Source organism: Rudaea cellulosilytica DSM 22992, assembly GCF_000378125.1.
Classification (GTDB): domain Bacteria; phylum Pseudomonadota; class Gammaproteobacteria; order Xanthomonadales; family Rhodanobacteraceae; genus Rudaea; species Rudaea cellulosilytica.
The window spans coordinates 545,929-569,811 of the sequence record NZ_KB899241.1 but is presented as its reverse complement, the minus strand read 5'-3'; the positions used below and the strand labels follow the sequence as shown (position 1 = coordinate 569,811).

The 23,883-nt window shown below is 65.8% G+C and carries 18 protein-coding genes; 8 read left to right on the top strand and 10 right to left on the bottom strand.

Translation table 11 applies throughout. The features are described from left to right. The first annotated feature begins 248 nt into the window (after positions 1-248). The 3 genes from F455_RS0102515 to F455_RS0102505 all read left to right on the top strand — a co-directional run bounded on the left by F455_RS0102515 (position 249) and on the right by F455_RS0102505 (position 3,640). On the top strand, positions 249-1,616 hold the full coding sequence (locus tag F455_RS0102515) for an ATP-binding protein (protein WP_083918872.1): 1,368 nt from the start codon (positions 249-251) through the stop codon (positions 1,614-1,616). Next, a complete protein-coding gene (locus F455_RS19495) occupies positions 1,613-2,557 on the top strand; it encodes a response regulator (RefSeq protein ID WP_018971683.1) in 945 nt (314 codons plus the stop codon). Before F455_RS0102515 ends, F455_RS19495 begins: the two co-directional genes overlap by 4 nt. 84 nt (positions 2,558-2,641) lie before the next feature. Beyond that, positions 2,642-3,640 carry a bifunctional helix-turn-helix transcriptional regulator/GNAT family N-acetyltransferase gene (locus tag F455_RS0102505; protein ID WP_018971682.1) on the top strand — a complete coding sequence of 333 codons (999 nt, stop codon included), beginning with the start codon at positions 2,642-2,644 and terminating at the stop codon, positions 3,638-3,640. 42 nt (positions 3,641-3,682) lie between these two features. Here the strand turns inward: F455_RS0102505 and crp are convergent, their stop codons facing one another. Continuing rightward, a complete protein-coding gene (gene crp, locus F455_RS0102500) occupies positions 3,683-4,318 on the bottom strand; it encodes a cAMP-activated global transcriptional regulator CRP (protein ID WP_018971681.1) in 636 nt (211 codons plus the stop codon). A 525-nt stretch (positions 4,319-4,843) separates the two neighbouring features. Between crp and speD the strand changes: the two genes are divergently transcribed. Both speD and F455_RS0102485 read left to right on the top strand, forming a co-directional pair. Further along, positions 4,844-5,659, top strand: coding sequence for an adenosylmethionine decarboxylase (speD, locus tag F455_RS0102490; RefSeq protein ID WP_018971679.1), 816 nt, complete (start codon positions 4,844-4,846; stop codon positions 5,657-5,659). 258 nt (positions 5,660-5,917) lie between these two features. Next, entirely contained in the window at positions 5,918-8,002 is a 2,085-nt protein-coding gene (locus F455_RS0102485) for a M13 family metallopeptidase (protein ID WP_018971678.1), read from the top strand. A 123-nt stretch (positions 8,003-8,125) separates the two neighbouring features. Here the strand turns inward: F455_RS0102485 and F455_RS0102480 are convergent, their stop codons facing one another. The 5 genes from F455_RS0102480 to F455_RS19490 form a co-directional block, all read right to left on the bottom strand. Further along, positions 8,126-8,950, bottom strand: coding sequence for a sulfotransferase family protein (locus tag F455_RS0102480; protein WP_083918768.1), 825 nt, complete (start codon positions 8,948-8,950; stop codon positions 8,126-8,128). A gap of 163 nt (positions 8,951-9,113) precedes the next feature. After that, positions 9,114-9,623, bottom strand: a complete 510-nt coding sequence (locus F455_RS0102475; RefSeq protein ID WP_018971676.1) for a hypothetical protein — start codon at positions 9,621-9,623, stop codon at positions 9,114-9,116. Between the two features lie 23 nt (positions 9,624-9,646). Next, positions 9,647-10,771: an MGDG synthase family glycosyltransferase gene (locus F455_RS0102470; RefSeq protein ID WP_018971675.1), complete on the bottom strand. Its 1,125-nt coding sequence runs from the start codon at positions 10,769-10,771 to the stop codon at positions 9,647-9,649. A gap of 54 nt (positions 10,772-10,825) precedes the next feature. Further along, positions 10,826-12,484 carry a 2-isopropylmalate synthase gene (locus F455_RS0102465; RefSeq protein ID WP_018971674.1) on the bottom strand — a complete coding sequence of 553 codons (1,659 nt, stop codon included), beginning with the start codon at positions 12,482-12,484 and terminating at the stop codon, positions 10,826-10,828. 217 nt (positions 12,485-12,701) lie between these two features. Then, entirely contained in the window at positions 12,702-13,787 is a 1,086-nt protein-coding gene (locus tag F455_RS19490) for an aminopeptidase (protein WP_051084113.1), read from the bottom strand. A 19-nt stretch (positions 13,788-13,806) separates the two neighbouring features. Between F455_RS19490 and puuE the strand changes: the two genes are divergently transcribed. Continuing rightward, positions 13,807-14,769, top strand: a complete 963-nt coding sequence (gene puuE, locus F455_RS0102455; RefSeq protein ID WP_018971672.1) for an allantoinase PuuE — start codon at positions 13,807-13,809, stop codon at positions 14,767-14,769. Positions 14,770-14,775: 6 nt separating this feature from the next. Here puuE and F455_RS0102450 read toward each other — a convergent pair whose 3' ends face one another. Then, positions 14,776-15,279, bottom strand: coding sequence for an ureidoglycolate lyase (locus tag F455_RS0102450; protein WP_033409117.1), 504 nt, complete (start codon positions 15,277-15,279; stop codon positions 14,776-14,778). Continuing rightward, positions 15,276-16,334, bottom strand: coding sequence for an allantoicase (gene alc, locus F455_RS0102445; RefSeq protein ID WP_020684037.1), 1,059 nt, complete (start codon positions 16,332-16,334; stop codon positions 15,276-15,278). Before alc ends, F455_RS0102450 begins: the two co-directional genes overlap by 4 nt. A 232-nt stretch (positions 16,335-16,566) precedes the next feature. Between alc and uraD the strand changes: the two genes are divergently transcribed. Together uraD and hrpB are read left to right on the top strand one after the other, a co-directional pair. Next, positions 16,567-17,076, top strand: coding sequence for a 2-oxo-4-hydroxy-4-carboxy-5-ureidoimidazoline decarboxylase (gene uraD, locus F455_RS0102440; protein WP_018971669.1), 510 nt, complete (start codon positions 16,567-16,569; stop codon positions 17,074-17,076). A 13-nt stretch (positions 17,077-17,089) separates the two neighbouring features. Continuing rightward, a complete protein-coding gene (gene hrpB, locus F455_RS0102435; protein ID WP_018971668.1) occupies positions 17,090-19,615 on the top strand; it encodes an ATP-dependent helicase HrpB in 2,526 nt (841 codons plus the stop codon). A gap of 50 nt (positions 19,616-19,665) precedes the next feature. Here hrpB and F455_RS0102430 read toward each other — a convergent pair whose 3' ends face one another. Together F455_RS0102430 and F455_RS0102425 are read right to left on the bottom strand one after the other, a co-directional pair. Beyond that, positions 19,666-21,054: a DUF3999 domain-containing protein gene (locus F455_RS0102430; protein ID WP_018971667.1), complete on the bottom strand. Its 1,389-nt coding sequence runs from the start codon at positions 21,052-21,054 to the stop codon at positions 19,666-19,668. Then, on the bottom strand, positions 21,051-23,792 hold the full coding sequence (locus tag F455_RS0102425; RefSeq protein WP_018971666.1) for a DUF2339 domain-containing protein: 2,742 nt from the start codon (positions 23,790-23,792) through the stop codon (positions 21,051-21,053). The genes F455_RS0102430 and F455_RS0102425 overlap by 4 nt, the downstream gene beginning before the upstream one ends. Positions 23,793-23,883: the final 91 nt, after the last annotated feature.

Below are 23,883 nucleotides of genomic sequence, written 5' to 3'. Positions count from 1 at the left end.
TCGCTGCGCCTGCGCCTGCGCCAGCGCCTCGCCATCGTCGAGTGGTGAAGTCGGGCGGGCCGCCCGCGGGCGGTGACCCGGAGATTGCCTGAGCCGTCGCGTGATTTTCGACGCGCGTTGCCTTTGCCTCGGCGCAAAGGTCACGCGACTGTCATACCGCATCCATATTGATCTGCGATGGTGTGCGCCCACAGGGGACAGGTTTGCGCTGCGTGCTGCGCAATCCGTCCGGCATTCCGATCCAGCCGATGAATTCCGCAGTACAGCCCGTCGCGGTGTTGCCGTCCGCTCCCGTTGCTTCCGCCAACCCGGTGGCGGCCGAGGCGGAGTTGTGTGTCGCCGCGTTGGCAGAATGGCTGGAGCCGCTCGCGTCGACGACCCCGGTGCTCGCGGTCGGCGAGCGCTTTCTCGACGCAGCCAGCGCAGCGTGGCTGTCGTTGCCGGTCGTCGATGACGGCAGACCGGTCGGCAGCGTCAGCCGCTACGAGCTGATGCAGCGCGTCTACATCAAGCCGTTCGGGCGCGAACTGTACGGCCGCCGTGCGATCACCAGCATCATGCATGCGCAGCCGCTGGTCATCGCCGCGGAGTCCGCGATCGAGGATGCGAGCCGTACGATCGCCGCGCGCATCCGCCAACCGATCATGGAGGACTTCATCGTCGTCGACGCGGACGGCCGCTACACCGGCATGGGCAAGGTGCTCGACGTGCTCGCTGCGATGGACCGGCGCATGGCCGCACATTCGCAGGAGTTGGAGAAGGCCAACCGTCAGCTGAGGTCGTCGCAGGCGCAGCTTGTGCAGTCGGAGAAGATGGCCTCGCTCGGTCAGATGGTCGCGGGCATTGCGCACGAGATCAATACACCGCTCGGCTACGTGCGCAACAACGTCGAGATGACCAAGGAAGCGCTGGTCGACATGCGCGGCCTGATCGGCGCCTACCAGCAGGTTGTCGATTTCTTCGCCGACGGCGGCGATGAGGCGCAACTCGCCGCGCACCTGCAGGAACTCGAAGCACAGCGCGGGAGGTTCGATCTCGCTGCACTGGACGACCTTGGCGGCCTGCTCGACGATAGCGCATTCGGCATCGGCCAGATCTCCGAGCTCGTCGGCAGTCTCAAGGACTTCAGCCGCCTCGACCAGGCGCAGGTCGCACGCGTCGATGTGCATCAGCTCGTCGACGGCGCACTGAAGATCGGCGGCAACTTGCTGCGCAAGAAGAACATCGAGGTCGTGCGCCAGTTCGGCACGGTGCCCGAGATCGTCTGCTCACCGGCGCAGATCAATCAGGTGCTGCTCAACCTGATCACGAACGCCGCACAGGCGATCGCCCACGAGCAAGGCCGCATCAGCGTGCGCACGCATGCAGTCGGCCAATACCTGATGATCGCAGTCGAGGACAATGGTGCGGGGATTCCGGCCGAGCATCTCGCGCGCATCTTCGATCCGTTCTTCACGACCAAGCCGGTCGGGCAGGGTACCGGGCTGGGCCTGTCGATCTGTTATCAGATCATCGAACAGCATCGCGGCCGCATCCGCGCCGTATCCAAGCCCGGCATCGGCACACGCTTTTTCGTCGCCCTGCCGATCCGCGGCAGTACACAGGACGCGGCGTGAACGCCGAGCGCGCCACCGTGCTGTTCGTCGACGACGAGGAGCGCATCCTGCGTTCGCTGCGTATGCAGTTCCGCGGGCGCTACGAGGTGTTGACCGCGGGCTCGGGTAGCGAGGCGCTCGACATCGTGCGCGGCCGCAGCGTCCACGCGGTGGTCAGCGACCAGCGCATGCCGGGCATGCTCGGCGCCGAACTGCTCAGCCGGGTGCGCGAGATCTCGCCGGCGACGATGCGCCTTCTGCTGACCGGCTATTCCGACATGCAGGCGATTGTCGCCTCGGTCAACGAGGGCGAGATTTTCCGTTTCATCGAGAAGCCCTGGCAGGCTCAGCGCCTGGCCGAGGCGGTCGAGCAGGCCGTGCAGGTCGCGCGGCGGGAACTCGCCGCTCCTGTGCTGGCGCCGGTCGCGGCATCCGCTTCGCTGCCGGATGCGAACGACATCCGGCTGCTGACCATGGACGAAGACCCGGCGACGTTCGCGCTCGTGCGCGAGCTCGCCTGCACGCGTTGCGCAGTGGAGTACGCACCGACGCTGGAAGGCGCTCTCGCGGTGCTGAGCGAGCAGGAGATCGCCGTTGTCATTGCCGGCCTGCGCCACCGCAGCGACGACGTGATCGGCGCGCTGAAGACGCTCAAACGCTACAGCCCGGGCACGCTGACGATCGCAGTGTCGCCGCTCGGCGACAGCTACGGCCTGATCGAGCTGATCAACCAGGGCCAGATCTACCGGTTCCTGCCGAAGCCGCTGTCGCGCGAGCTGCTGCGCCGCAGCCTGCAGTCGGCGGTCGACCACTACCGGCGCATCCGCGCAGCACCGCTGCTCGCCGCGCGCCATGCGGTCGAAGAATCGGCTGCCGCGGAACCTTCGGCCTCGTTGTCCTCGCGCCTGCTCGGCTATTGGCGCCGCATCCGCGATAACGGCCGCGTGCAGCAGGGCGCCTGAGCGCCTCTCGGTTGCGAGGCCGACTTGCAATTGCGTCCGAAAATATATACGTTAGCACTAACGTAAATGCTTACGGATTGCCTCATGTTCCTGCAAAGTCAGGGTGAACTCGCGCTCGGCAGCCGCTTCAAGGCGCTGTCGGAGCATTGCTATCGGATCGCGAACGCCGCCTATCGCGCAACCGGAATCGAATTCGATGCGCACTGGTTTCCGGTGCTGCGTTACGTGCAGGTGAGGGGTCCTGGTACGGTGACCCAGATTGCGCAAGCGATCGGGCAGACGCATTCCGCAGTGAGCCAGCTTGCGACACGCCTGGTACGCGAGGGCTGGCTCGTGCGCAAGTCCGACCGCGCCGACGCGCGGCGCAGCCTGCTCGACCTGCCACTCGAGGCGGAGCGTCGCCTCGCCGACATGGGGCCGATCTGGACCGCGATCCGGCGCGCGACGAATGCGTTGCTCGCGCGCCACGCCGGCGACCTGTCGACGGCGATGGCCGCGCTGGAAAAGGAACTGTCCAGCGAACGGGTGCTGCAGGACATCCTCGCGCGGCATGCGCGCCTCGCCGCAGCCGATGTCGAAATCACGCCGTTCGAACCGGCGCTGCGCGAACATTTTCATCGCATCAATGCGCAATGGCTGGAGCGCTACTGGTCGCTGGAGCCGATCGATCGCGACGTGCTGTGCCAGCCGGAAAAACACGTGCTCGAACCCGGCGGGGCGATTCTTTACGCGCGCGTGGACGGCGAGGTAATCGGCACGGTCGCGCTGCTCAAGGACGCTGCAGTCGGCGAGTACGAGGTGTCCAAAATGGGCGTCGAGGCTGGCTGGCGCGGCAAGGGTGCCGGACGCCTGCTGCTCGATGCGGTGATAGCGGAATTCCGCCGCCGCAAGGGCAAGCTGCTGTTTCTCGAATCGAACTCGAAGTTGGGCCCGGCGCTGAAGCTGTACGAAAGCGTCGGTTTCGTGCGTCAGCCGGCGCTGCGGCCGGGCTCGCACTACGCACGGTCGGATGTGTACATGATCTATGCGGGAGCGACTGCCTTACCGGTGGCCTTGGTGGCTAAACGCAATCGCAATCGCTAGATCGCCGCTCCCGCGCGGGCAGGGAGCGGCGGCTGAAAGCGTTCAGCGCGAGTCGAACACCACCATGTTCTTGCCCGACACCGATATCATGCCCTGACTTTCGAGTTGCTTGAGCACACGCCCGACCATTTCGCGCGAACAGCCGACGATGCGGCTGATTTCCTGACGCGAAATGCGGATCTGCATACCTCTCGGATGCGACAAGGCGTCCGGCTCGGCAGTCAGGTCGATCAGGGTCTTGGCGACGCGGTTGGTCACGTCCATGAAGGCGAGGCGGCTGACCTTGCGCGAGGTGTTGAGCACGCGGTTGGTGAGCTGGGTGCCGATCGCGAACAGGATTTTCGGCAGGTCCTCGCGCAGCGGGCCCTCGGCGAGCTGGAACAGGCGCTCGTAGCTGATCTCGGCGAGGTCGCAGGGCGTGCGCGTGCGCACGGTGACTTCGCGTTGGGGTGTCTCCACGAACAGGCCCATCTCGCCGATGAATTCGCCGGCGTTGATGTAGGCCAGGATCAGCTCGCGACCTTCCTCGTCTTCCGAAGAAACGGTGACCGAGCCGTCGATGATGAAATAGAGAATGTTCGCCGAATCGCCCGGACGGATGATGACCGTCTTGCGCGGGTAATGGCGCAGATGGCAGTCTTCCAGGAAGCGGTTCAGGGCTGCCTGGTCCAGAACCAAAGCGGGTGGTGTTTGCACGCGCGCTACGGTTTTTTGCAGGGTGTAACGCAAAGGCTGGGGCACGCTCGACCTCGTTCTATAGGGTTGCTCACGTATCGCCGACCATACCTCCGAGCCGCACGGCGTTCGGCAGGGCTCCCGGATCGACGTTTTCGCATCTTAGACGAAAAAAAGCCGTTAAACGTATCACCGCGGAAAAATTTGCGCCTCGGGCGAAGGGGTGCCGCACAGTTCACGATTTTTCCCGATCGATATCGCCCCGGTCCATGCAAGGACGAATTGCCGTCTACAAACGCAGCGCCGACCCAGCCCGTGCCAACTTCGCCGCTTCTCTGCAATCATCTTGGCACATATCGTCTGTCAGGAAGTTTCGCCGTCATCGACTCGGTTCATGTCGCTTGCCAGGAGGTTTCCTCCGTCATCGATTTGGTCCATGTTGCTTCCACGGTTCCGTCCGCAATCATCTTGGCCCATAATTCGCCCCCCTTCACCGCGTCTGCGGCACGTTCTCCGAGGAATTCCACCATGGTCAAGCCCATCCCGCGTCTGAAGCTGCAGGGCTTCAACAATCTGACCAAGGCGCTCAGCTTCAACATCTACGACATCTGCTATGCGGTGACGCCCGAGCAGCGCGACCGCTACATCGAGTACATCGACGAGCAGTACGACTCCGACCGCCTGACCAAGATCCTCAGCGACGTGGCCGACATCATCGGCGCGAACATCCTCAACATCGCGCGCCAGGACTACGATCCGCAGGGCGCCTCGGTCACGATCCTGATCTCGGAACAGCCGATCATCGACAAGCGCGATGCGGGCCGCGAGCTGATCTCCGACGCTGTCCATGAGCATCACGATGCCAGCGCCGTTGCGCATCTCGACAAGAGCCACATCACGGTGCACACGTATCCGGAGACGCACCCGCACAACGGCATCGCGACGTTCCGCGCCGATATCGACGTGGCCACTTGCGGCGTCATTTCGCCGCTGAAGGCGTTGAACTACCTGATCGACAGCTTCGAGTCGGACATCGTGACGATGGACTACCGCGTGCGCGGCTTCACCCGCGACGTGAAGGGCAAGAAGCACTATATCGACCACCGCATCAACTCGATCCAGGAATACCTGGCCAAGCACATCCGCAACAAGTACGAGATGTTCGATGTCAACGTGTATCAGGAAAACATCTTCCACACGAAGATGCACGTGAAAGAGTTCGATCTCGAGACCTATCTGTTCGAGGCGCATGCCAAGGATCTGTCGTTCAAGGAGCGGTTGCGCATCGAGTCGTTGCTCAAGCGCGAGATCGAGGAGTTGTTCCACGGGCGCAATCTCTCGTAGGTTGCCGCTGACGCGGCGCTCCCGGTCATAGCACCGCGCCTTGTCGCTCGTCATGTCGGCAGGGATTGCCGCATCCAGACGGCAGGGTTGCCGGTGAGCAAACCGAGTTGCAGCTTCGGCACGCCCTCGCCGCGGCAAACGGGGGCCCGAAGAACAAAGGCCAGAGCCGCTCGGCTCGCTGCGATTACCTTTGGCCTATGCGCGGTGTCGATGCGCAGAATAGACTGATCGATCGCATTTTTTCCCGGAGATCTTTGTATGAAACGCACCCTCGTCTGGCTGGCCTGCGCCGGCTTCATTGCCGCTTGCTCGCAATCGACTCCGCCGCCGGCCGGGAAGGCGCCAGCGCCAGCGCCGGCTCCGGCAGCCGCCGCACCAACGCCGCCGCCGCTGACTTCGGGTGTGACCAAGGGCAACATGGACACGGCCGTGCGCGCGCAGGACGACTTCTACCGCTACGTCAACGGCCACTGGCTCGATACCTTCCAGATTCCCGACGACAAGCCGATGAGCGGCGCCTTCGTCAAACTCGACGACGAGGCCAAGGCGAACATTCGCGTGATCATCGAGGAAACGGCGAAGACCTCCGATACCGCGGACAAGGACAAGCAGAAGATCGCCGACCTCTACGCGAGCTTCATGGACGAGGCGGCGCTCGAAACCGCCGGCCTCAAGCCGCTCGAGGCCGAATTCGCGCGCATCGACGCGCTGAAGGACAAGAAGGAGATTCCGGCGCTCGTCGCTCACTTTCTGCAGATCGGCGCGACCGCGCCGTTCGGCGGTTTCGTCCACCAGGACAACAAGGACTCGACCAAGTACGTCGTCGACCTGCAGCAGGACGGCCTCGGCTTGCCCGACCGCGACTACTATCTCGAGAACGACGCCAAGCTCAAGCAGATCCGCGAGGCCTACGCCAAGTTCATCGAGAAGATGCTGACGATGTCCGGCGACAAGGCCGCCGCGGCGAACGCCAAGGCAACGCTTGCGTTCGAAACCGAACTGGCGCGCGTGCAGTGGACCAAGGTGCAGCTGCGCGATCCGATCAAGGGCTACAACAAGGAAACGTTCGGCGACCTCGCCAAACTCGCGCCGGGCTACGACTGGAAGAGCTTCCTCGTCGCCGCCGGCATCGAGGGCAAGACCGACTATGTCATCGTCGGCCAGCCGAGCTACATGACGGGCATGGACAAGATCCTCGCCAAGACGCCGCTGGCGACGCTGAAGACTTATTTCCGCTGGCAGCTGCTGCGTAACTACGCCAAGTACCTCAACAAGGATTTCGTCGACGCGCGCTTTGCCTTCTACGGCACCGAATTGCGTGGCGTGCCCGCCGACCAGCCGCGCTGGAAACGCGGCGTCGGCCTGACCGAAGGCATCATCGGCGAGGCGGTCGGCAAACTCTATGTGGCCAAGCATTTCCCGCCTGAGTCGAAGGCGCGCATGGACCAGCTGGTCAAAAACCTGCTCGCCGCGTTCAAGCAGAGCATCGACACGCTCGACTGGATGAGCCCCGAGACGAAGAAGGCCGCACAGGAAAAGCTCGCCAAGTTCATGCCGAAGATCGGTTACCCGGACAAGTGGCGCGACTACTCCGCGCTCGAGATCAAGAAGGACGATCTCGTCGGCAATGTCATGCGCGGCAACGCGTTCGAGTACCAGCGCAACATCGACAAGCTCGGCAAACCCGTGGACCGCGCCGAATGGGGCATGACGCCGCAGACGGTCAATGCCTACTACAACCCCGAGCTCAATGAGATCGTGTTCCCGGCCGCGATCCTGCAGCCGCCGTTCTTCGACGCCAACGCCGACGACGCGGTCAACTACGGCGGCATCGGTGCGGTGATCGGCCACGAGATCAGCCACGGCTTCGACGACCAGGGCGCGCAATACGACGGCGACGGCAACCTGCGCGACTGGTGGACGGCCGCCGACCACGAGAAGTTCGCGGCGAAGACCAAGGCGCTCGTCGCCCAGTATGCCGCGTTCGAACCGGTGCCGGGCTACCACTTGAATGGCGAGCTCACGCTCGGCGAGAACATCGCCGACAATTCGGGTCTCGCGATCGCGTACAAGGCGTACAAGATTTCGCTCGGTGGCAAGCCCGCACCGACGCCCGACGACTTCAGCGGCGACCAGCGCGTCTACATCGGCTGGGCGCAGGCCTGGCAGGCCAAGGTGCGCGACAAATTCGCGATCGAGTTGATCAAATCAGATCCGCATTCGCTGCCGGTCGATCGCGTCCTCGGCACGCTGTCCAACCAGGCGCCGTTCTACGAAGCGTTCGGCGTCAAGGAAGGCGACAAGATGTACGTGGCGCCGGAAAAGCGCGTGACGATCTGGTAGTTGGTCCGCATGCGAAAAATTTCGGCCTGAAGTCGCGTTGGTGGAGTGGGGGCGAGCCCTCGCTCCATCCGTGCCGCCGGTCCTTTTCGATTCCGCCACCGGGATGCACCGACGCGATGGCGGCTACCAGTTCTGATCGGTCACGTAACCCAGCTCCTGCAGCAGCGGGCCTGCGATTTCCTTGACCACGTCCTTATCCGCCTCGCTCAGATCGGTTTTCCAGCGCGCGAGCGCTCTTGCGTTGATCGGCCGCGAGACCTGGCCGGCACTGGACTCGCCGGCCAGATTTCGTTGTTGCTCATGGTGGCGAAGTACGCGCGAATCCCACGCCTCGCCGAGAAATTCAAACAAAGGTCGCAGCGTCTGCTCGGGGGCGCTGATCAGCTTTTCATAGCGCAATTCGAAATAACGCGAAGCCAGAGACGGCTGCTGCCGAGGCGCTGCGCGACCGGCCTGCACGGCATGTACCCAGTACGTGGCGGCCCCACGGGCGTCGCGTGCGCAATCGATAAGCTCGCCGGTTTTCGCATTCCTCCAGTTCATCCCGCGCAACGAGCAGACGACATCGCGGCCGTCACGGATGACGTGGATCAGCGGGCTGTCGGGCAGCAAGCGATGCAGGTGATGGAAGAAGAAGACATTGTCCGGAGACTTTTCGGCGATGCGCGGTTTCCCTGCCACCATGCCGTCCTTTTCCAGCAGTGACATCAGCAGGGTGCGGAAACTCCGAGCCAGGTCCTCTTCGGTCAGATGATGCTGCTGCAGTGCGGAGAAATATCCGAACTGACAATCCGCCCACAGACGGCAGATCAGAGGCGTGACCTTCAATTCCGGACCGCAGACGATGCGCGGATGTGCGTCAAGGATCACCCGCAACAAGGTTGTTCCTGAGCGGCCTGCGCCACCTATGAAGATCGGGGCGGGGTTCGAAGTTGCCTGATTTGTCATTGGCTTCCAGTTGGGCTTTGAAGCGGAGCGCCAAACGCAGCTTCAAGAGCTTCCTTGAACGCCGCGAATGGGGTCAAAGTCGCGGCGTGGTGCTCATGCGATCGCCGTTGGACTTATCGCCAGAATGTATAACCCATCGTTGAACAGTGATTTTGGCAAAACGTCACATTCGGCCTCGATTGATTATGAAGAAAATCAGCGTCGCACCGCCGATCCCGAGCCAATAGTCGGCAGGAGCGCCAAGCAGCCAATGCTTGTGCCAGGGCACGTATTCCGGCGCGAACCGGCTCCAGCCGAAGGCCGGGTTGAACATGAACCAGGCCAGATCCTCGACCATCCAGAACAGCATCACGCCGGCCAGTGCCTGCGCCGCCGCGCGCCAGGTGTACTGCGCGAAAAATACGAGCGGCGCAAAAAAGGCGAGCGCCATAAAACTGAACACCCAGGCGTGATAGCCCGTCATCGGTCGCCCGCCCCAGAAGATGTCGAGCAGCCAGTGCGACTCGATGCGCCAGGTCGGCAGCTTCGCTGCCCAGCCGGAAGCGCCTTCGATCTGGATTTCGACTTCGGCGAAGAAGCAGGCCATCAGCAGCACCCAGGCGATGTAGGCGAGGGTGCGTGGCCAGCCGAGGCGAGTGCTTGTTGATGTGCCCGATTCGACAGATTCAATCATTCCGAAATTCCAGCTTCGCGGGATCAGAGCACGAGCCGCAGCACATCCTGCGCTGCTTGTGGCTTACCCAGCGCTCGACTGCGTATCGCCATCGCGGCGAGCGTCGCAGGTTCCGCCATCAGGCGTGCGATCTTGTACTCGACGCCGAACGTGTCGTAGGCGAGCCGGGCCGCGCCTTCCTCCATCAGATAGCCGGCGTTGTGCTCCTCCTGTCCCGGGATCGGCGAGATCAGCAGCATCGGTCGGCCCAGCGCGAGGCATTCCGAGACGGTCAGGCCGCCGGGCTTGGTCACGACGAGATCGCTGGCCGCCATGAGCTTGTGCATCTTGTCGGTGAAGCCGACTGCGAGCAGGCGTTGCGGCTGCTGCGCGGCCAGCACGTCGAGTTTCTGCTTCGCCTCGGCATTGCGCCCGGCGACGGCGATGATCTGGAAATCGCCGGCGAGGCCAAGAACGCGTTGTACGAGCGAGGACAGGTTGCCGACGCCGGCGCCGCCCGCGACGATGAGGATCACGCGCCGCGCCGGATCGAGCTCAAGTTCGCGCGCGCAGCGCTCGCGATCGAGTTCGGCCGCGTCGGGCCGCGAGAACGCCGGCATCACCGGAATGCCGGTGACGTGCAGGCGCTCCGCGCGCAGCCCGCGCGCGCGCATGCGAAACGCGACCTCGTCGGTCGCCGCGAAATAGCCGGCCATATCAGGCACCAGCCACATGTTGTGCAGATCGTAGTCGGTCACCTGCAGCCAGATCGGGCAGTGCAGATGGCCTTGCTCGGCTTCGCGCTTGAGCAGTTCGGCGGGCAGGAAATGTGTGCAGATCACCGCGTCAGGCTTGCGCTTGCGCACCTCGCGCCGCAGCGCACCGCTCGACAGGCGTTCGACGCCGCGGCGCAGCCGTTGCGAGGCGGCGCTATGCGGCGTCGTGTCGGACAGATGATGCAGGTGTTCCCAGATGCCCGGGTGCTCGTTGATCAGGCGGATGTAGCCGTCGGTGTACATCTTGCGGAAGCCCGTGGCGACGAAATCCATCGCGTCGAGATGAGTGACCTCGGGTGCCTCGGGCAGCTCACGCGCGCTCGCTTCGAGCGCCTGCGCGGCGCGCACATGGCCGTTGCCGGCACTGACGCTGAGGATGAGAAGTTTGGTCATCGATCCATCCCTGCCTCGCACGAATCGCAAGGCAGGGATGATACCCGACCCACGCTAGGCCGCCGGCTTCGCCGCGAGCCGCGCGGCCGCGTTGAGCACGGCGAGAATGGCGGCCGTGTCGCGATCGACATGGCGACCGACGCCGAAGCGCGCGCCTGGCGCATCCGCGTGCGCGGCCTCGACGATGACGACTGCGTCGCCGTTCGTGGCGCCAAGCTGTTCGTGGCTGTCGATGCGCAGCGTCATCGGCAGTGCCTGCGCCGTCGCATCGACCACGCTGGCGCCCTGGCCACGCAGCGTGTGCGGTCGGCCGTCGACGGCGACGTCGAGATCGATCGCGTGGCCCGCGTCCGTCGCGCGCGCGTTGTGCGCGCGGTAGACGAATCCGTTCGTGTCGTTCGCGCAAGTCAGATAGGTGCGCTCGAACAATTTCCACAGTTCCGGGCTGGTGATCTCCGCTTCGCTCGCGTCGGCGTGCCGCTGCACGATCGAGGAGAACTCGATCTGCATGCGCCGCGGCAGGACGATGCCGTGGTCGCGTTCGAGCAGGTAGGCGATGCCGCCTTTGCCCGACTGGCTGTTCACGCGAACGATGCTCTCGTAGCTGCGACCGACGTCGGCAGGATCGATCGGCAGGTACGGCATTTCCCAGAAATCGCCTTCGCGGCGCGCGGCGAAACCCTTCTTGATCGCGTCCTGGTGCGAGCCCGAGAACGAGGTGAAGACCAGATCGCCTACGTAGGGATGACGCGGATGGATCGGCAGCTGCGTGCATTCTTCGGCGATGCGCGCGGTCGAGTTGATGTCGGAAAAGTCGAGGCCGGGATGCACGCCTTCGGTGTACAGGTTCAGCGCGAGCGTGACGATGTCGACGTTGCCGCTGCGTTCGCCGTTGCCGAACAGGCAGCCTTCGACACGCTGCGCACCGGCCAGCATCGCCAGTTCCGCGCAGGCGACGCCGGTGCCGCGGTCGTTGTGCGAATGCACCGAGAGCACCACGTGCTCACGCCGCTCGAGATGGCGGTGCATCCATTCGACCTGGTCGGCGAAGACATTCGGCGTCGCCACCTCGACCGTGGTCGGCAGGTTATGGATGATCGGCCGGTCGGGACCCGCGTCCCACGCGCGCGTCGCCGCATTACACGCGGCGAGTGAGACTTCGAGCTCGGTCATCGAGAACGTTTCCGGCGAATACTGCAGGCGCCAGTCGGTGCCGGGCCGCGCGTCGGTCAAGCGCTTGATCAGCGTGACCTGGGTATCGACGAGCTTGAGCACCTCCTCGACGCTCATGTTGAACACCACGCGGCGCCACAGCGGCGCGGTCGCGTTGTAGACGTGGACGATCGCGCGTTTCGCGCCGCGCACGGACTCGATCGTGCGCTCGATCAGTTCCGGTCGCGCCTGGGTCAGTACCATCGGCGTGACGTCGTCGGGAATCAGATCGTTCTCGATCAGATGCCGGATCACGTCCAAGTCGATCTGCGATGCGGCCGGGAAGCCGAGTTCGATTTCCTTGAAGCCGACGCGCACGAGCTCGTCGAACAGGCGCAGCTTCTTCGCCTTGTTCATCGGATCGAACAGCGCCTGGTTACCGTCGCGCAGGTCGGTCGAAAGCCAGATCGGCGCGGCAGTGAGGCGACGCGAAGGCCATTGCCGGTCGGGCAAGTCGACCGTGGGAAAGGGGCGGTATTTGGTATGCGGATTGGGAATCATGATTCGGCCATGGATGTTGCGGGGAGAAAATTCGACGGCGCGCGTCTCTCCTGCCGACCTTCCGTGAAGGTCTGGTCGATGGCCGGGATCAGGGAGAGTTCAAAGCACGCGTAGCGGATCCCGGCCGAGGGTAAGGTCGAGCCAAAGAAGGAGCGGCGATAGCGGCAGCGTGCGCATGGCCAGATTCTAGCAGACCCCCTTCTCTGCGTTGCAAGCGTCACGAATTTGGACGTCTAGACGGCGGAACCGGCTGGGCGGCCGTCGCGGCCAGCGCTCGCAGCCGTTCCTCGCGCGCAGCCTTGCCCACGCGAGCCAGCTCGCCGACACGTATGTAGAACGCGCTCCAGTCACCTGCCGACTGCGCGAACAGTGCGGCGAACGCCGGCGTCCAACCGTCGTAGAGGCCGAACGGGAGCAGAGTGGCGTTGTTGATCGGTTTGGCGACGAGCGCGTCGTAGCGATGGTCGCCTGGGAAGTGCGTATCGCGCCACTCGGCGTAGCGCCGGCGGAATTCCGCGATCTCGTTCTGCTTGGCCGCCTCCATCGCGGCCTGGCTGAGCTCGCCTGCATACAGTTTGCGCAGGCGCTCGCGCAGATCGAGCACGAGCTGCACGAATTCGTCGCCTGCATTGCGATCGCGCTCTTCGTGCACGCTTTCTCCACGCGACGTGCGCCACTCGCGCAGGCCCTCGTCCTGGACGAACGTCGCGAAGGATTCGTTGAATGCCGTGTCGTCCTTCACGTAGAGCTGCTGGTGCGCGAGTTCGTGAAAGATCGTGCCGATCAACTCGTCGTCGTCCCAGCGCAGCATCGTCGAGGTGATCGGATCGGCGAACCAGCCCAGCGTCGAGTACGCCGTCACGCCGCCGACGTAGACGTCGTCGCCGCGCGCCTCGAGTTTCGCAGCCTCTGCTTTCGCGAGCGCCTCGTCGAACCAGCCGCGGTACGGCACGCAGCCGGCGATCGGAAAACAATGCAGGATCGGATCGACCGAGTAGCGCGGCGCGGCGAATACGTTCCACACCACGTAAGGTCGCTTCAGATCGACATAGCTCGTATAGCTGTGGTTGTCGGGCAGATGCAGACGCGCCGAGGCGAAACCACGCGCTTCCTGCGCGATACGCAGGCGCGCTGCGAGTTTCGCGTCGGTCGCGGGGTCGGCGATCACTTTCGCGATCGGTTCGCGTCCGCTCACGAGCTGCGCCTGCCCATGCGCGACATGGGCGACGTAGCGCAGAGTCGAGCAGGCCGAAGTCAGGGTCGCGAGGATGGCCATCGTGAAGATACGAAGCAGGGGTCGCATTGTGCGATCATGCGGCGAAATGAACGCTGCCGCCAACCCCAACTCTGCCTATCCGCGCGACTTGATCGGCTACGGGCGCACGCCGCCGCATCCGCGCTGGCCGGGCGGCGCGCGCCTCGCGCTGCAGTTCGTGCTAAACGACGAAGAGGGTGCAGAAAACAGCGTGCTGCACGGCGATGCGGCGTCGGAAACCTTCCTGTCGGAGATCATCGGCGCGCAGGCGTTCCCGGCGCGACATATGAGCATGGAATCGCTTTACGAATACGGTTCGCGTGCGGGTGTATGGCGTGTGCTGCGCGCGTTCGCCACGCGCAAGCTGACGCTGACTGTGTTCGCCGCGGCGATGGCTTTGCGGCGTAAGCCCGAGCTGCTCGCGGCGTACCAGGAACTCGGCCACGAGATCGCCAGCCACGGCCTGCGCTGGATCAGTTATCAGAACCTCGACGAGGCGACCGAGCGCGCGCACATTGCGCAGGCAACGGCGATCCTCGCCGAACTCTGCGGCCACGCGCCGTTCGGCTGGTACACCGGGCGCGATTCGCCCAACACGCGGCGTCTCGTCGCAGAACAGGGCGGTTATCTCTATGACGCCGATTCCTACGCCGATGATTTGCCCTACTGGGCGCAAGTCGACATCGTGCGCGACGGTGTACCTGGGCGCGTGCCACAGCTGATCGTGCCGTACACGCTCGACACGAACGACATGCGCTTCGCTGCACAGCAAGGCTTCAACTCGGGCACGCAGTTCTTCGACTATCTGAAAGATGCCTTCGACGTCCTGTATCGCGAAGGCGATCCGGACGGCCTCGACGCGCCGAAGATGCTCTCGATCGGCCTGCATGCGCGCCTGGTCGGCCGGCCTGCGCGCGTGGCCGCGCTCGAACGCTTCCTCGACTACGTGCTTGCGCACGACAAGGTGTGGGTTTGCCGTCGCGTCGATATCGCGCGGCACTGGATCGCGACGCATCCGTTCGCCGCATAGTTACAGCTACATTGGCGACGGAATCGTCAGCGGCTCGGGCAGATCGCGCTCGTCGCAGTTCGCGCCGGGCCCGGCGCGATCGACGATGAGGAAATCGCAGATCGCGCCGAGCGCGAGCAGTGGATGGTGCCAGACGCCCGCGGCGTAGTTGACGCCCTGGTCGCCGCGCGCGAGGAACACGCGCACGTCGTTCGCGCCGAAGGTTTCTCCGCGCGGTGCGACGGCGACGAGATACGGCCGCGCGTGCAGCGGCATGAACGCCTGGCTGCCAAGCGGGTGGCGCTCGAGCATCGTGATCGCGAACGGCAGCATGCGCGGCTGCGCGCGGAAGATGCTGACGATCGCGCGGCCCGCAGCATCGACTTCGACGTTGGCCAGGTCGTGATAACGCTCGGTCGTGCCGCCGTTGATCGGGAAATGGCGCACGGCATCGCTCGCCTCGATGACGTCGCCGAACGGCGCGAAAGCATCGCGCGTCAACGCTTCGATCTTGGCGATGCGCGTGCTCACTTGGCCAGTCGCCCCCACAGGCGCAGCCGCGACACGCCGCCGTCGGGGAAGATGTTGAGGCGCACGTGCGTGATCGGCCCGAGCGCGGCGATCTCCTTCGCAAAGTGGTGCTCGGCATCCATCGACAGCTTCTGCTCCGGCAACAACACCGGCCAGAACATGCTCTGCGTGATCAGCGATTGATCGGTGCCGCCCTCGACATGCGCCGCCTGAAGCGAGCAGCGGTCCGGATAGTTGCCCTTGAAATGCGCGGTGTCGATGTCGATCTTCTCGACCACGCCGGGCGCGCCCAGCGCGATCAGGCACCAATCGTTGCCCGGCTCGCGCCGGCGCCGCGTTTCCCAACCGTCGCCCATGTCGAGGCCGCGGCCGGGCAGCAGCAGGTTCGCCGCAGCGCCGAAGTGCGCGTCGTTCCAGGCCACGGCGCGGCCGCCGTTTTCGAGCGCGATCAGGTCGTGCAACGCGTTCGCATCGGCGGTGTCGAATGCACCGACCACGTGACCGTATACGCGCAGCCGCGCGACGCCGCCGTCGGGATAGATGTGCACGCGCAGATGCGAGAAGACGCCGTCGCTGGCCGCCTCGACGAGATGGTGGCTGTTGCCGCTCAGCGACGTCGCGGCTAGCACCGGCGTCCACGTCACGCGCTGCAGGGCTTCGGGATCGTCGCTTCCCGCGAGCGTGCCCTCGATCAACGTGCCTTCAATAGAGATGGCCGGCGCGTAGTTGCCGGTGAAATGGCTCGTGTCGATGTCGAAGCCGGCGATGCGCCCGCGCCGGCCGAGCTTGACGATCGCCCAGTCATGGCCCGCGCTGCGCTTGCGCCGCGTCTCCCAACCGTCCATCCATTTGCCGTTGGCGTCGTATTTGCCCGGCACGAACACGGCGGGAGCCGGATCGAGCATGCGCGCCAGCGGCGCGAAGAACTCATCCGATGCCGCGATCGCTGCCGCGCCGATGCGCGGATTGGCCAGATTGGTCGCGCGCCGCGCCCAGTCGGGCAGTTCGACGGCGGCTGCCGCGATCGGTGCGCTTTCGCTGGATGACGTTGCCATACCCCATTCCTTGTTCGGTTCGAAACTGGGCACTTCGAAAAACCTACTGCGCTCGATGTTGCGCGCCGGCGGTGCTCGGAATCCTCACATACTATTTGTATGCTCCGGTTCCTGCGCTCCGGTGTCGCACAAATTCTTGTCGTCGCTACGGTTTTTCGAGGTGCCACCGATTGTAGAAAACCCGCGGCGCCAACAAAATGCCCGGATATCGGCAGGCACAATACACGCAACGATGAATTTGAACGAACTCAACCACTTGTCTGCCGCGGAATTCACCGAGGCGCTGGCCGGCATCTACGAGCACTCGCCGTGGATCGCCGCCGCCGCGCATGTGCGCGCGCCGTTCGCCGATGTCGATGCGCTCATCGCGGCGTTGCGCGAGGCCGTGGCGCAGGCCGCGCGCGAACGCCAGCTCGCGTTGCTGCGTGCGCATCCCGAGCTGGCCGGCAAGGAAGCGGCGAGCGGCACGCTGACCGCGCATTCGAGCGAAGAGCAAAAAGGTGCGGGCCTGGTCAATCTGAGCGAGGCCGAGAAAGTGGAGCTGGCCGAACTCAATCGCCGCTACCGCGAGAAGTTCGGATTTCCGTTCATCATCGCCGTACGCCATCACACCAAGTCGGGCATCCTCGCCGAACTGCGCGGCCGTGCTGCGGGCGACGATGCCGCGCGCGAATTCGCCACCTGCCTGGATCAGGTGCACGAAATCGCGCGATTGCGCCTGGCGTCGCTGCTTGCGGCCTGACGCAGACATTCGCGTGGCGAAAAGCACGACATTCCCGATCGCGGAAATCCTGCCCGAGCTGCGCGCGCAGCTCGATGCGCAGCCGCGCCTCGTGCTCGAAGCGCCGCCCGGCGCCGGCAAGACGACGCAGGTGCCGCTCGCGCTGCTCGATGCGACGTGGTTGGCCGGGCGCAAGATCGTCATGCTCGAACCGCGTCGCATTGCGGCGCGTGCCGCGGCCGAATTCATGGCCGCGCAGCTCGGCGAAGACGTCGGCGAGACGGTCGGCTATCGCATCCGTTTCGAGACGAAAGTTTCGACGCGCACGCGCATCGAGGTCGTCACCGAAGGCATCCTCACGCGCATGATCCAGAGCGATCCGGAACTCGCCGAGGTCGGCGCGATCCTGTTCGACGAATTCCACGAGCGCCATCTCAACGGCGATTTCGGTGCCGCGCTCGCGCTCGAAGTTCAGGCTTCGCTGCGCCCCGACCTGCGCCTCGTCATCATGTCGGCGACACTCGACGGTGAGCGCATCGCGCGCTGGTTCGACGCGCCGCGTCTGACCAGCGTGGGGCGCAGCTTCCCGGTGCGCATCGACTATCCGCCGGCCAAGCAGAACGAGGACTGGCCGTTCCACCTGCGCCGCGTCGTCGAACGGGCGCTGGCCGAGACCGAGGGCGATGCGCTGGTCTTCCTGCCCGGGCGGCGCGAGATCGAACGCGCGCAGCAGGCGCTCGCTGCGTTGAGCGCACCGAACGGTCAGGAGCTCGCACTGGTGCCGCTGCACGGCGAACTCTCGCTCGCCGATCAGCACGCCGCGCTCGCCCCCGCACGCGCTGGCACGCGGCGCATCGTGCTTGCGACCAACGTGGCCGAGTCGAGCGTTACCCTGCCGGGCATCCGCGCGGTGATCGACACGGGCCTTGCGCGTGAGCCGTACTACGATCCGAATTCGGGCTTCACGCGCCTGGAAACGATAACCATCTCGCAGGCCTCGGCCGACCAGCGCGCCGGCCGCGGCGGGCGCGTCGCCGAGGGCGTGGCCTACCGGCTATGGCCACAGAGCCGGCGCCTCGAGCCGTCGCGCCGCGCCGAGATTGCGCAGGTGGAGCTTTCCGGTCTCGCCCTCGAACTCGCCGCCTGGGGCGCGAGCGATCTGCGCTGGTTCGATGCGCCGCCGCCCGGTGCGCTCGCCAGTGCGCGCGATCTGCTGCACCTGCTCGGCGCGACGACATCGCCGAACGCCGACGCGAGCCTCACCGAACTCGGTCGGGCGATGCTCGCGGGCGGCGCCACGCCGCGCCTGTCCGCGGCCGTGTTGCGCGCACCACGCGACCAGCGCACGCTGGCCTGCGATCTGCTCGCGTTGATCGAGGCGCGCAATCCGCTGCGCGGTGAAGGCGCACGCAACGACGATTTCCGCGCGCGCCATGCCGCATACGTGGCGTACCGCAATGCAGGCGGCCGCGCCGCGCGCGAGCTCGGCGCCGATGCAGGCTTGCTCGCGACGATCGCGCAGGCAGCCGAGGCGTGGCGCCGGCGCTTCGGCGTGCGCGATCCCGCACCCGTGCGGGCGACGAGCCTTACCGCCATCGGCGACGTGCTCGCGCACGCGTTTCCCGACCGCATCGCGCGCCAGGACACGAGCAACCCACGCCGCTATGCGCTGAGCAACGGTCGCGGCGCAAGCCTGCATCAGAATTCGGCCCTCTACGGCGAACCCTGGCTCGTCGTCGTCGACCTGCGCATGGACGAGCGCGACAGCCTCGTTCTCGCTGCGGCGCCATTCGATCCCGATCTGCTCGAACGTGATTTCGCCGATCGCCTCAAGCGCGAACGCGTCGTGCGCTGGAATCGCGATACGCGCAGCGTCGAGGCGTTCGAGGAATATCGTTTCGCCGGGCTCGTGCTCGAGCGTCGCAGCGTGCCGGCCAAGGCCGACGATGCGCTGCCCGCATTGCTCGCCGCCGTGCGCGAGACCGGCCTCGACTCGTTGCCGTGGAGCGACCATGCGCGTGCGCTGCGCTCGCGCGTCGCCTTCCTGCGCGAAGCCTGTCCCGAACTGGAATTGCCGGACTTGTCTGACGTCACGCTGCTCGCCACGCTCGACGACTGGCTCGCGCCCGCGCTCGCCGGCAAGACCAAACTCGATTCGCTGAGTGCGCAGTCGCTCGGTGAGGCGCTTGCGGGCAGGCTCGACTACGCGCAGCGTCGCGTGCTCGACGAATACGCCCCCGAAACGATACGCGTGCCGAGCGGCAATGAGCGCACGTTGCACTACGAGCCGGGCAAGCCGCCGGTGCTCGCGGTCAAGCTGCAGGAACTGTTCGGCCTTGCCGACACCCCGCGCATCGCGCGTGACCGCGTCGGCGTGACCCTGCATTTGCTCTCGCCGGCGCAACGTCCGATCCAGGTCACCCAGGATCTGAAGGGATTCTGGGAGCGCACCTATCCCGAGGTGAAGAAGGAACTCAAGGGTCGCTACCCCAAGCATCCCTGGCCCGACGATCCGTGGACGGCGACGCCGACCGCGCGTGCCAAGCCGCGCGCGCGCTGATGGATGGTTCCCACCGTCGCCACGAGCGAATGATCGCAACCATCGTGTATCTACGTCTTCTGGCCGCGCAGAAGACTCAACGCGAGATAACCTATCGCCGCAGCAGCGGCCACTAGCACTCCCCAGAGCAGGAACGTCTTCCAGTCGTATTTCGATGCGGGTATCTGCAGCGCGGCATCGCCAGCGAGCGTTGCGCGCGTGCCGAGCGCGGCGAGCGGCGGCTGCCAGTCGGCGCCGAGCTTGGCGCGCAGCTGGGTAAGCGCGACTTCGACCGGGTAGTCGGCGCGGCGCGCTGTGGCGCTGCCGGCGACGAGTCGATAGCGGTGCTGGGCATCGCCGAGAAAGACGAAGCGGTCGGGGCGCCATGCAAGATTCAAGGTCGGTGCGCGATTGAGCGGCGTCGCCGACTGCACGCGCCATTCATTGTCGCGCACCGCGCCCGTCAGCGTCGTTTCGTCGTTGACGACGGCGTCGCCGCCCTGCTGCAGGCGAAACGCCGTGAGCTCGGCGCGTGGCGTCCACGCCTGCGTGCCGCTGCGGCGGCTGGCGATGCTGACGCGCGCGACCGAATTGTCGGCGGCGAGATCGAGCTTGATCGCCTCGACCGGCAACGCGGCGGGCGGGGTGTAGCGATACTCGACGCCAGTCGGCGTCGACGCGTCGGAGGCAGCCGGATCCTTGGTCGTGAGCGCGAGCCACTCGCGCGCGGCGCGCGTCGGGCTGCGCTGCGCCGAGGTGACGACGCTGAGGCGCAGGCCCGGCAGTGCGGCGCCGCGATCGAGGCGCCGCAGGCGCAGATATTTCGCATGCACGCCGGCCGCGCCGATTTCGTGCAGTTCGAGGCGATTGCCGTCCTGTGCGAGGCTGAGCACGTTCGCGCTGGCGACCAGGTTGCGCCAGTTCTGCAGATCATCGCTGGCGCCGAGCGCGAATTGCGCGTTGACCGCACCGGCTGCCTCGTCCCAGTCGAGGCGCAGGCGGTCGATCGGTGCATCGAGCTTGCTCGCGTCGATCAGGTAGTCCTGCGAATCCGCCGCCGGCTTCGCATTCGCCGCGCCGAGATCGGCGCCGATGCTGCGCAGACGCCCGTCCGCGTCGCGCTCGATGCGCAGGTTGAGCGGGCCGTCGGCCGGGTTCGCCGGCAGGCCGGCGGGCAGCGCAAACAAGGGCAGTTCGGTGCGCGCGGAAACGGCGGTCGCGGGGTCGGCCGTGCGCGCTGCAGTCGGCACGGCATTGCCCTGCTCGTCGATTACGATGAGATCGCGCAGCTGAGCATCGGTCAGCGTCTGGTAGACCTCAAGCGGTAGCTCTACCTGCCGGGCGGCGCCATCGCCGGCCAGCGTCAGCGGCCAGGAATACGCGTAGCGTTTCGATTCGTCGCCATGCGCGGCGGCAGCGATGGCGAGCAGAGCCGCGGTCAAGCCGGCGATGCGCCTCATGTCTTCTCTCCCGCCGCGAGCGTCTTCGGGGGCACCGGCGCGAAGTAGCCGACCGCGACGAGCAGCACGCCGACCACGAGCACACCCAGGATGGCAGAAAGGTCGTTGAGATGGTTGCGGTCGATCAGCATGAGCTTGACCAGCACGAGCGCCATCAGCGCCGCGCCGCCGAACCAGACCGCGCGCGAACCGCGCTGCTTGCCGGCGAGCATCGCGGCGATGCCGGCTAGCGTCCACACGATAGACAGCGCCGATTGCGCGAGCGGCGAGGAAGCCATGCCGGCGTCCCACGGCACGCCGCCGAAGAAATGCACGCAGCGCAGCGTGATCGTGGTCAGCAGGACGAGGCCGGCGGCCGCGAGCACGCGCGCGCGCAGTTCGGCGTCGAACCAGACCTTGCCTTCGCTCTGCGCCTGGCGATACCACAGTGCGAGCAGCACGAGCCAGGCGATCTGCGCGAGTTCGAGCGGATTGAGCAAGGGCAGATACGGCAACGGCGTCGGCTCGCCTTCCTGCACGAGGCCGGTGAGCCAGGCGATGCCCATGGCCGCGGCGAGGCTGCCAAGCAGCGGTGTGCGCAGGGCGTCGGCCTCGGTGCCGAGCGGCCAGCGCACGAGCGGCGAGCGGCGCAGCGCGAGCAGGTACGCAGCGGCGAACGGGACGAGCAGGGTCAAAGCGAACCAGATCGCGCGCAGGTGCAGATGATCGTGGCCGAGATGGCCGAGTTCGAGCGAAAGCAGAAGTATACAAATCCACAAATAGACAAAATTCAGGATGCGAGCGGCCCGCAATTGTTCGGTGGCGAGCGCCGGCAGCGTGCGCCAGGCCGCGGCCAGCCATAGTGCCCAGGCGGCGAGGTGCCAGCCTTCGAGCGGGCCATGCTCGTCGAGCATGGTCAGGACGACGAACGGCAGTCCGAGTGCGATCGTGACCGCCGGCGGAACCAGCAGTTCGCGCCAGCTAAGCCGCCGCGCAGCCTCGGTGGAGATCAGCGCGGTCACAGCGAGAAAGGCGAGCCACGCATCCCAGTGCCGTGCGTGGGCGACGAAGCGTTCGATTTCGTTGCCGCCGGCGAGGTACCACCAGAACCCGCCCCAGACGAGGAACAGCAGGGTCAAAGGCGCACGCGCATCGCGCCGTTGCAGCAAGCGTGCGCTGGCCAGCCCGGCGAGGGCGAGGAGCGCGGCGCCGAGGAAAGTCCCGTTGAGGATCGGCAGCGCGTCCGTGGCGGCGGCGAAACGATCGCCGGCGATCGCGCCGGCCATGCCCTGCAACGCGTAGCCGATCCAGCGCGGGATGCGCCGTGCCTGGCGCAAGCCGAGCCAGACCAGCGCCGCGCCTTCGAGCGCGAACGTGCACGTGGTCGCCTGCGCCGACAGCGCGAGCGGCACGGCGATCGTGGCGAAGCCGAGCGCGAGCAGCGCATGCGATTCGCCGAGCAATTGCACGTGCCAGCGGCGCAGCTCGAGCGCGGCGAGTGCGGCGTAGATCGCTGCGGCGCCGAGTGCGCTGAACGCGAGCGGCATACGCGCGCCTTCGAGCAGCGCCGTCTGCAACGCGAATGCGACCAGTGGCGTGCCGAACACGAGGCTGCCGCTGACTACAGCCTGCAGGCGATTCGATCCTGGCTCGCCTTCCTGCCGCGCGTGCAAGCGCGCGTGCAGCACCGGGATCAACAGGTAGAACGCAAAGAACAGCAGCAGGAATGGCTCGGTCGAGGCGATCAATTCCGGCCGATACTTGAGCGCGCCCCAGGCCGAGCCGACACCGAAGGTGAAGACGAAGCCGACAAGATTGAGCGCGCGCCATGACTTGATCCAGGCGATGCCGAAGATCGCCGCGTTGAGCACGGCGTAGTACGAGAACAGGGCGACATGGTTGCCGCTGTTGTTCGAGGCGAGGATCGGCGCGAGGAAGCCGCCGACGATCGCAAGCACGGCGAGCGCCAGCGAATCCTGCAGCACCGCGAGCAGTCCCGCGCCGGCGACGACGATGACGAGCAGGGCGAAGGTCAGCGTCGGCGGCAGCAGAGCGTAGAGCCGGTAGGCGGCGAAGATGGTCAGGATCAGCACACCGATCGCGCCGCCCTGCAGGCTCAGGGCGAAGGCACGGTGCGATTCGCGCTTGCGCCAGGCGAATGCGAGCGCGGCGAGCGCAGCGACGGCGACGCCGAGGAAGCGGAACTCGACCGGCACGGTCAGCCAGCCTGCGTCGGCCGCGTACTTGAACAAATAGGCGACGCCGAAGAACACGACGACGACGCCCACCTTGACCAGCGGATTGCCCTCGGTCAGCCAGCGCTTGATCCATGCGAGCGCGGGCGGATCGGCGCGCGGTGGAGTCGGGATGCGTGGCGGCGGCTGAGCTTCAACCGCGGTTACGGGTTCGCGCAAGTCGATCGTTGTCGTACCGGGATCGATGGCGGTGGTCGTGGCGAAAACAGCGGGTGCCGGCGTGGCCGCGGACGGCGGTGTGACCGCTTCGACCGGCGCCGCCTGTGCCGAGGGTGTGGCCACGACGACTGGTGCCTCCGGCCGCTGCACGACAGGCGCCGAAACCAGCGCCTTGAGTTGCGCCTCGAGTGCGCCGACGCGCTTGCCGAGTTTGGCGAGGCGGCCGAACAACAGCCCGCAAACGATGCCGAAGGCCATGCCGACCGCGCCGACCGACTCGTCGAACACGATCCAGCTGAGCCAGCCGCCGAGCACGGCGCCCACCAACATCCACAAGAACGTCATCGCGTCTGTCTCCCGTCGCGCCCCGTGCAGTCCAAACCCCAGGACGATCAGCGCCCGCTTGCACAGGCATCATCAAACAATTTTCACATCA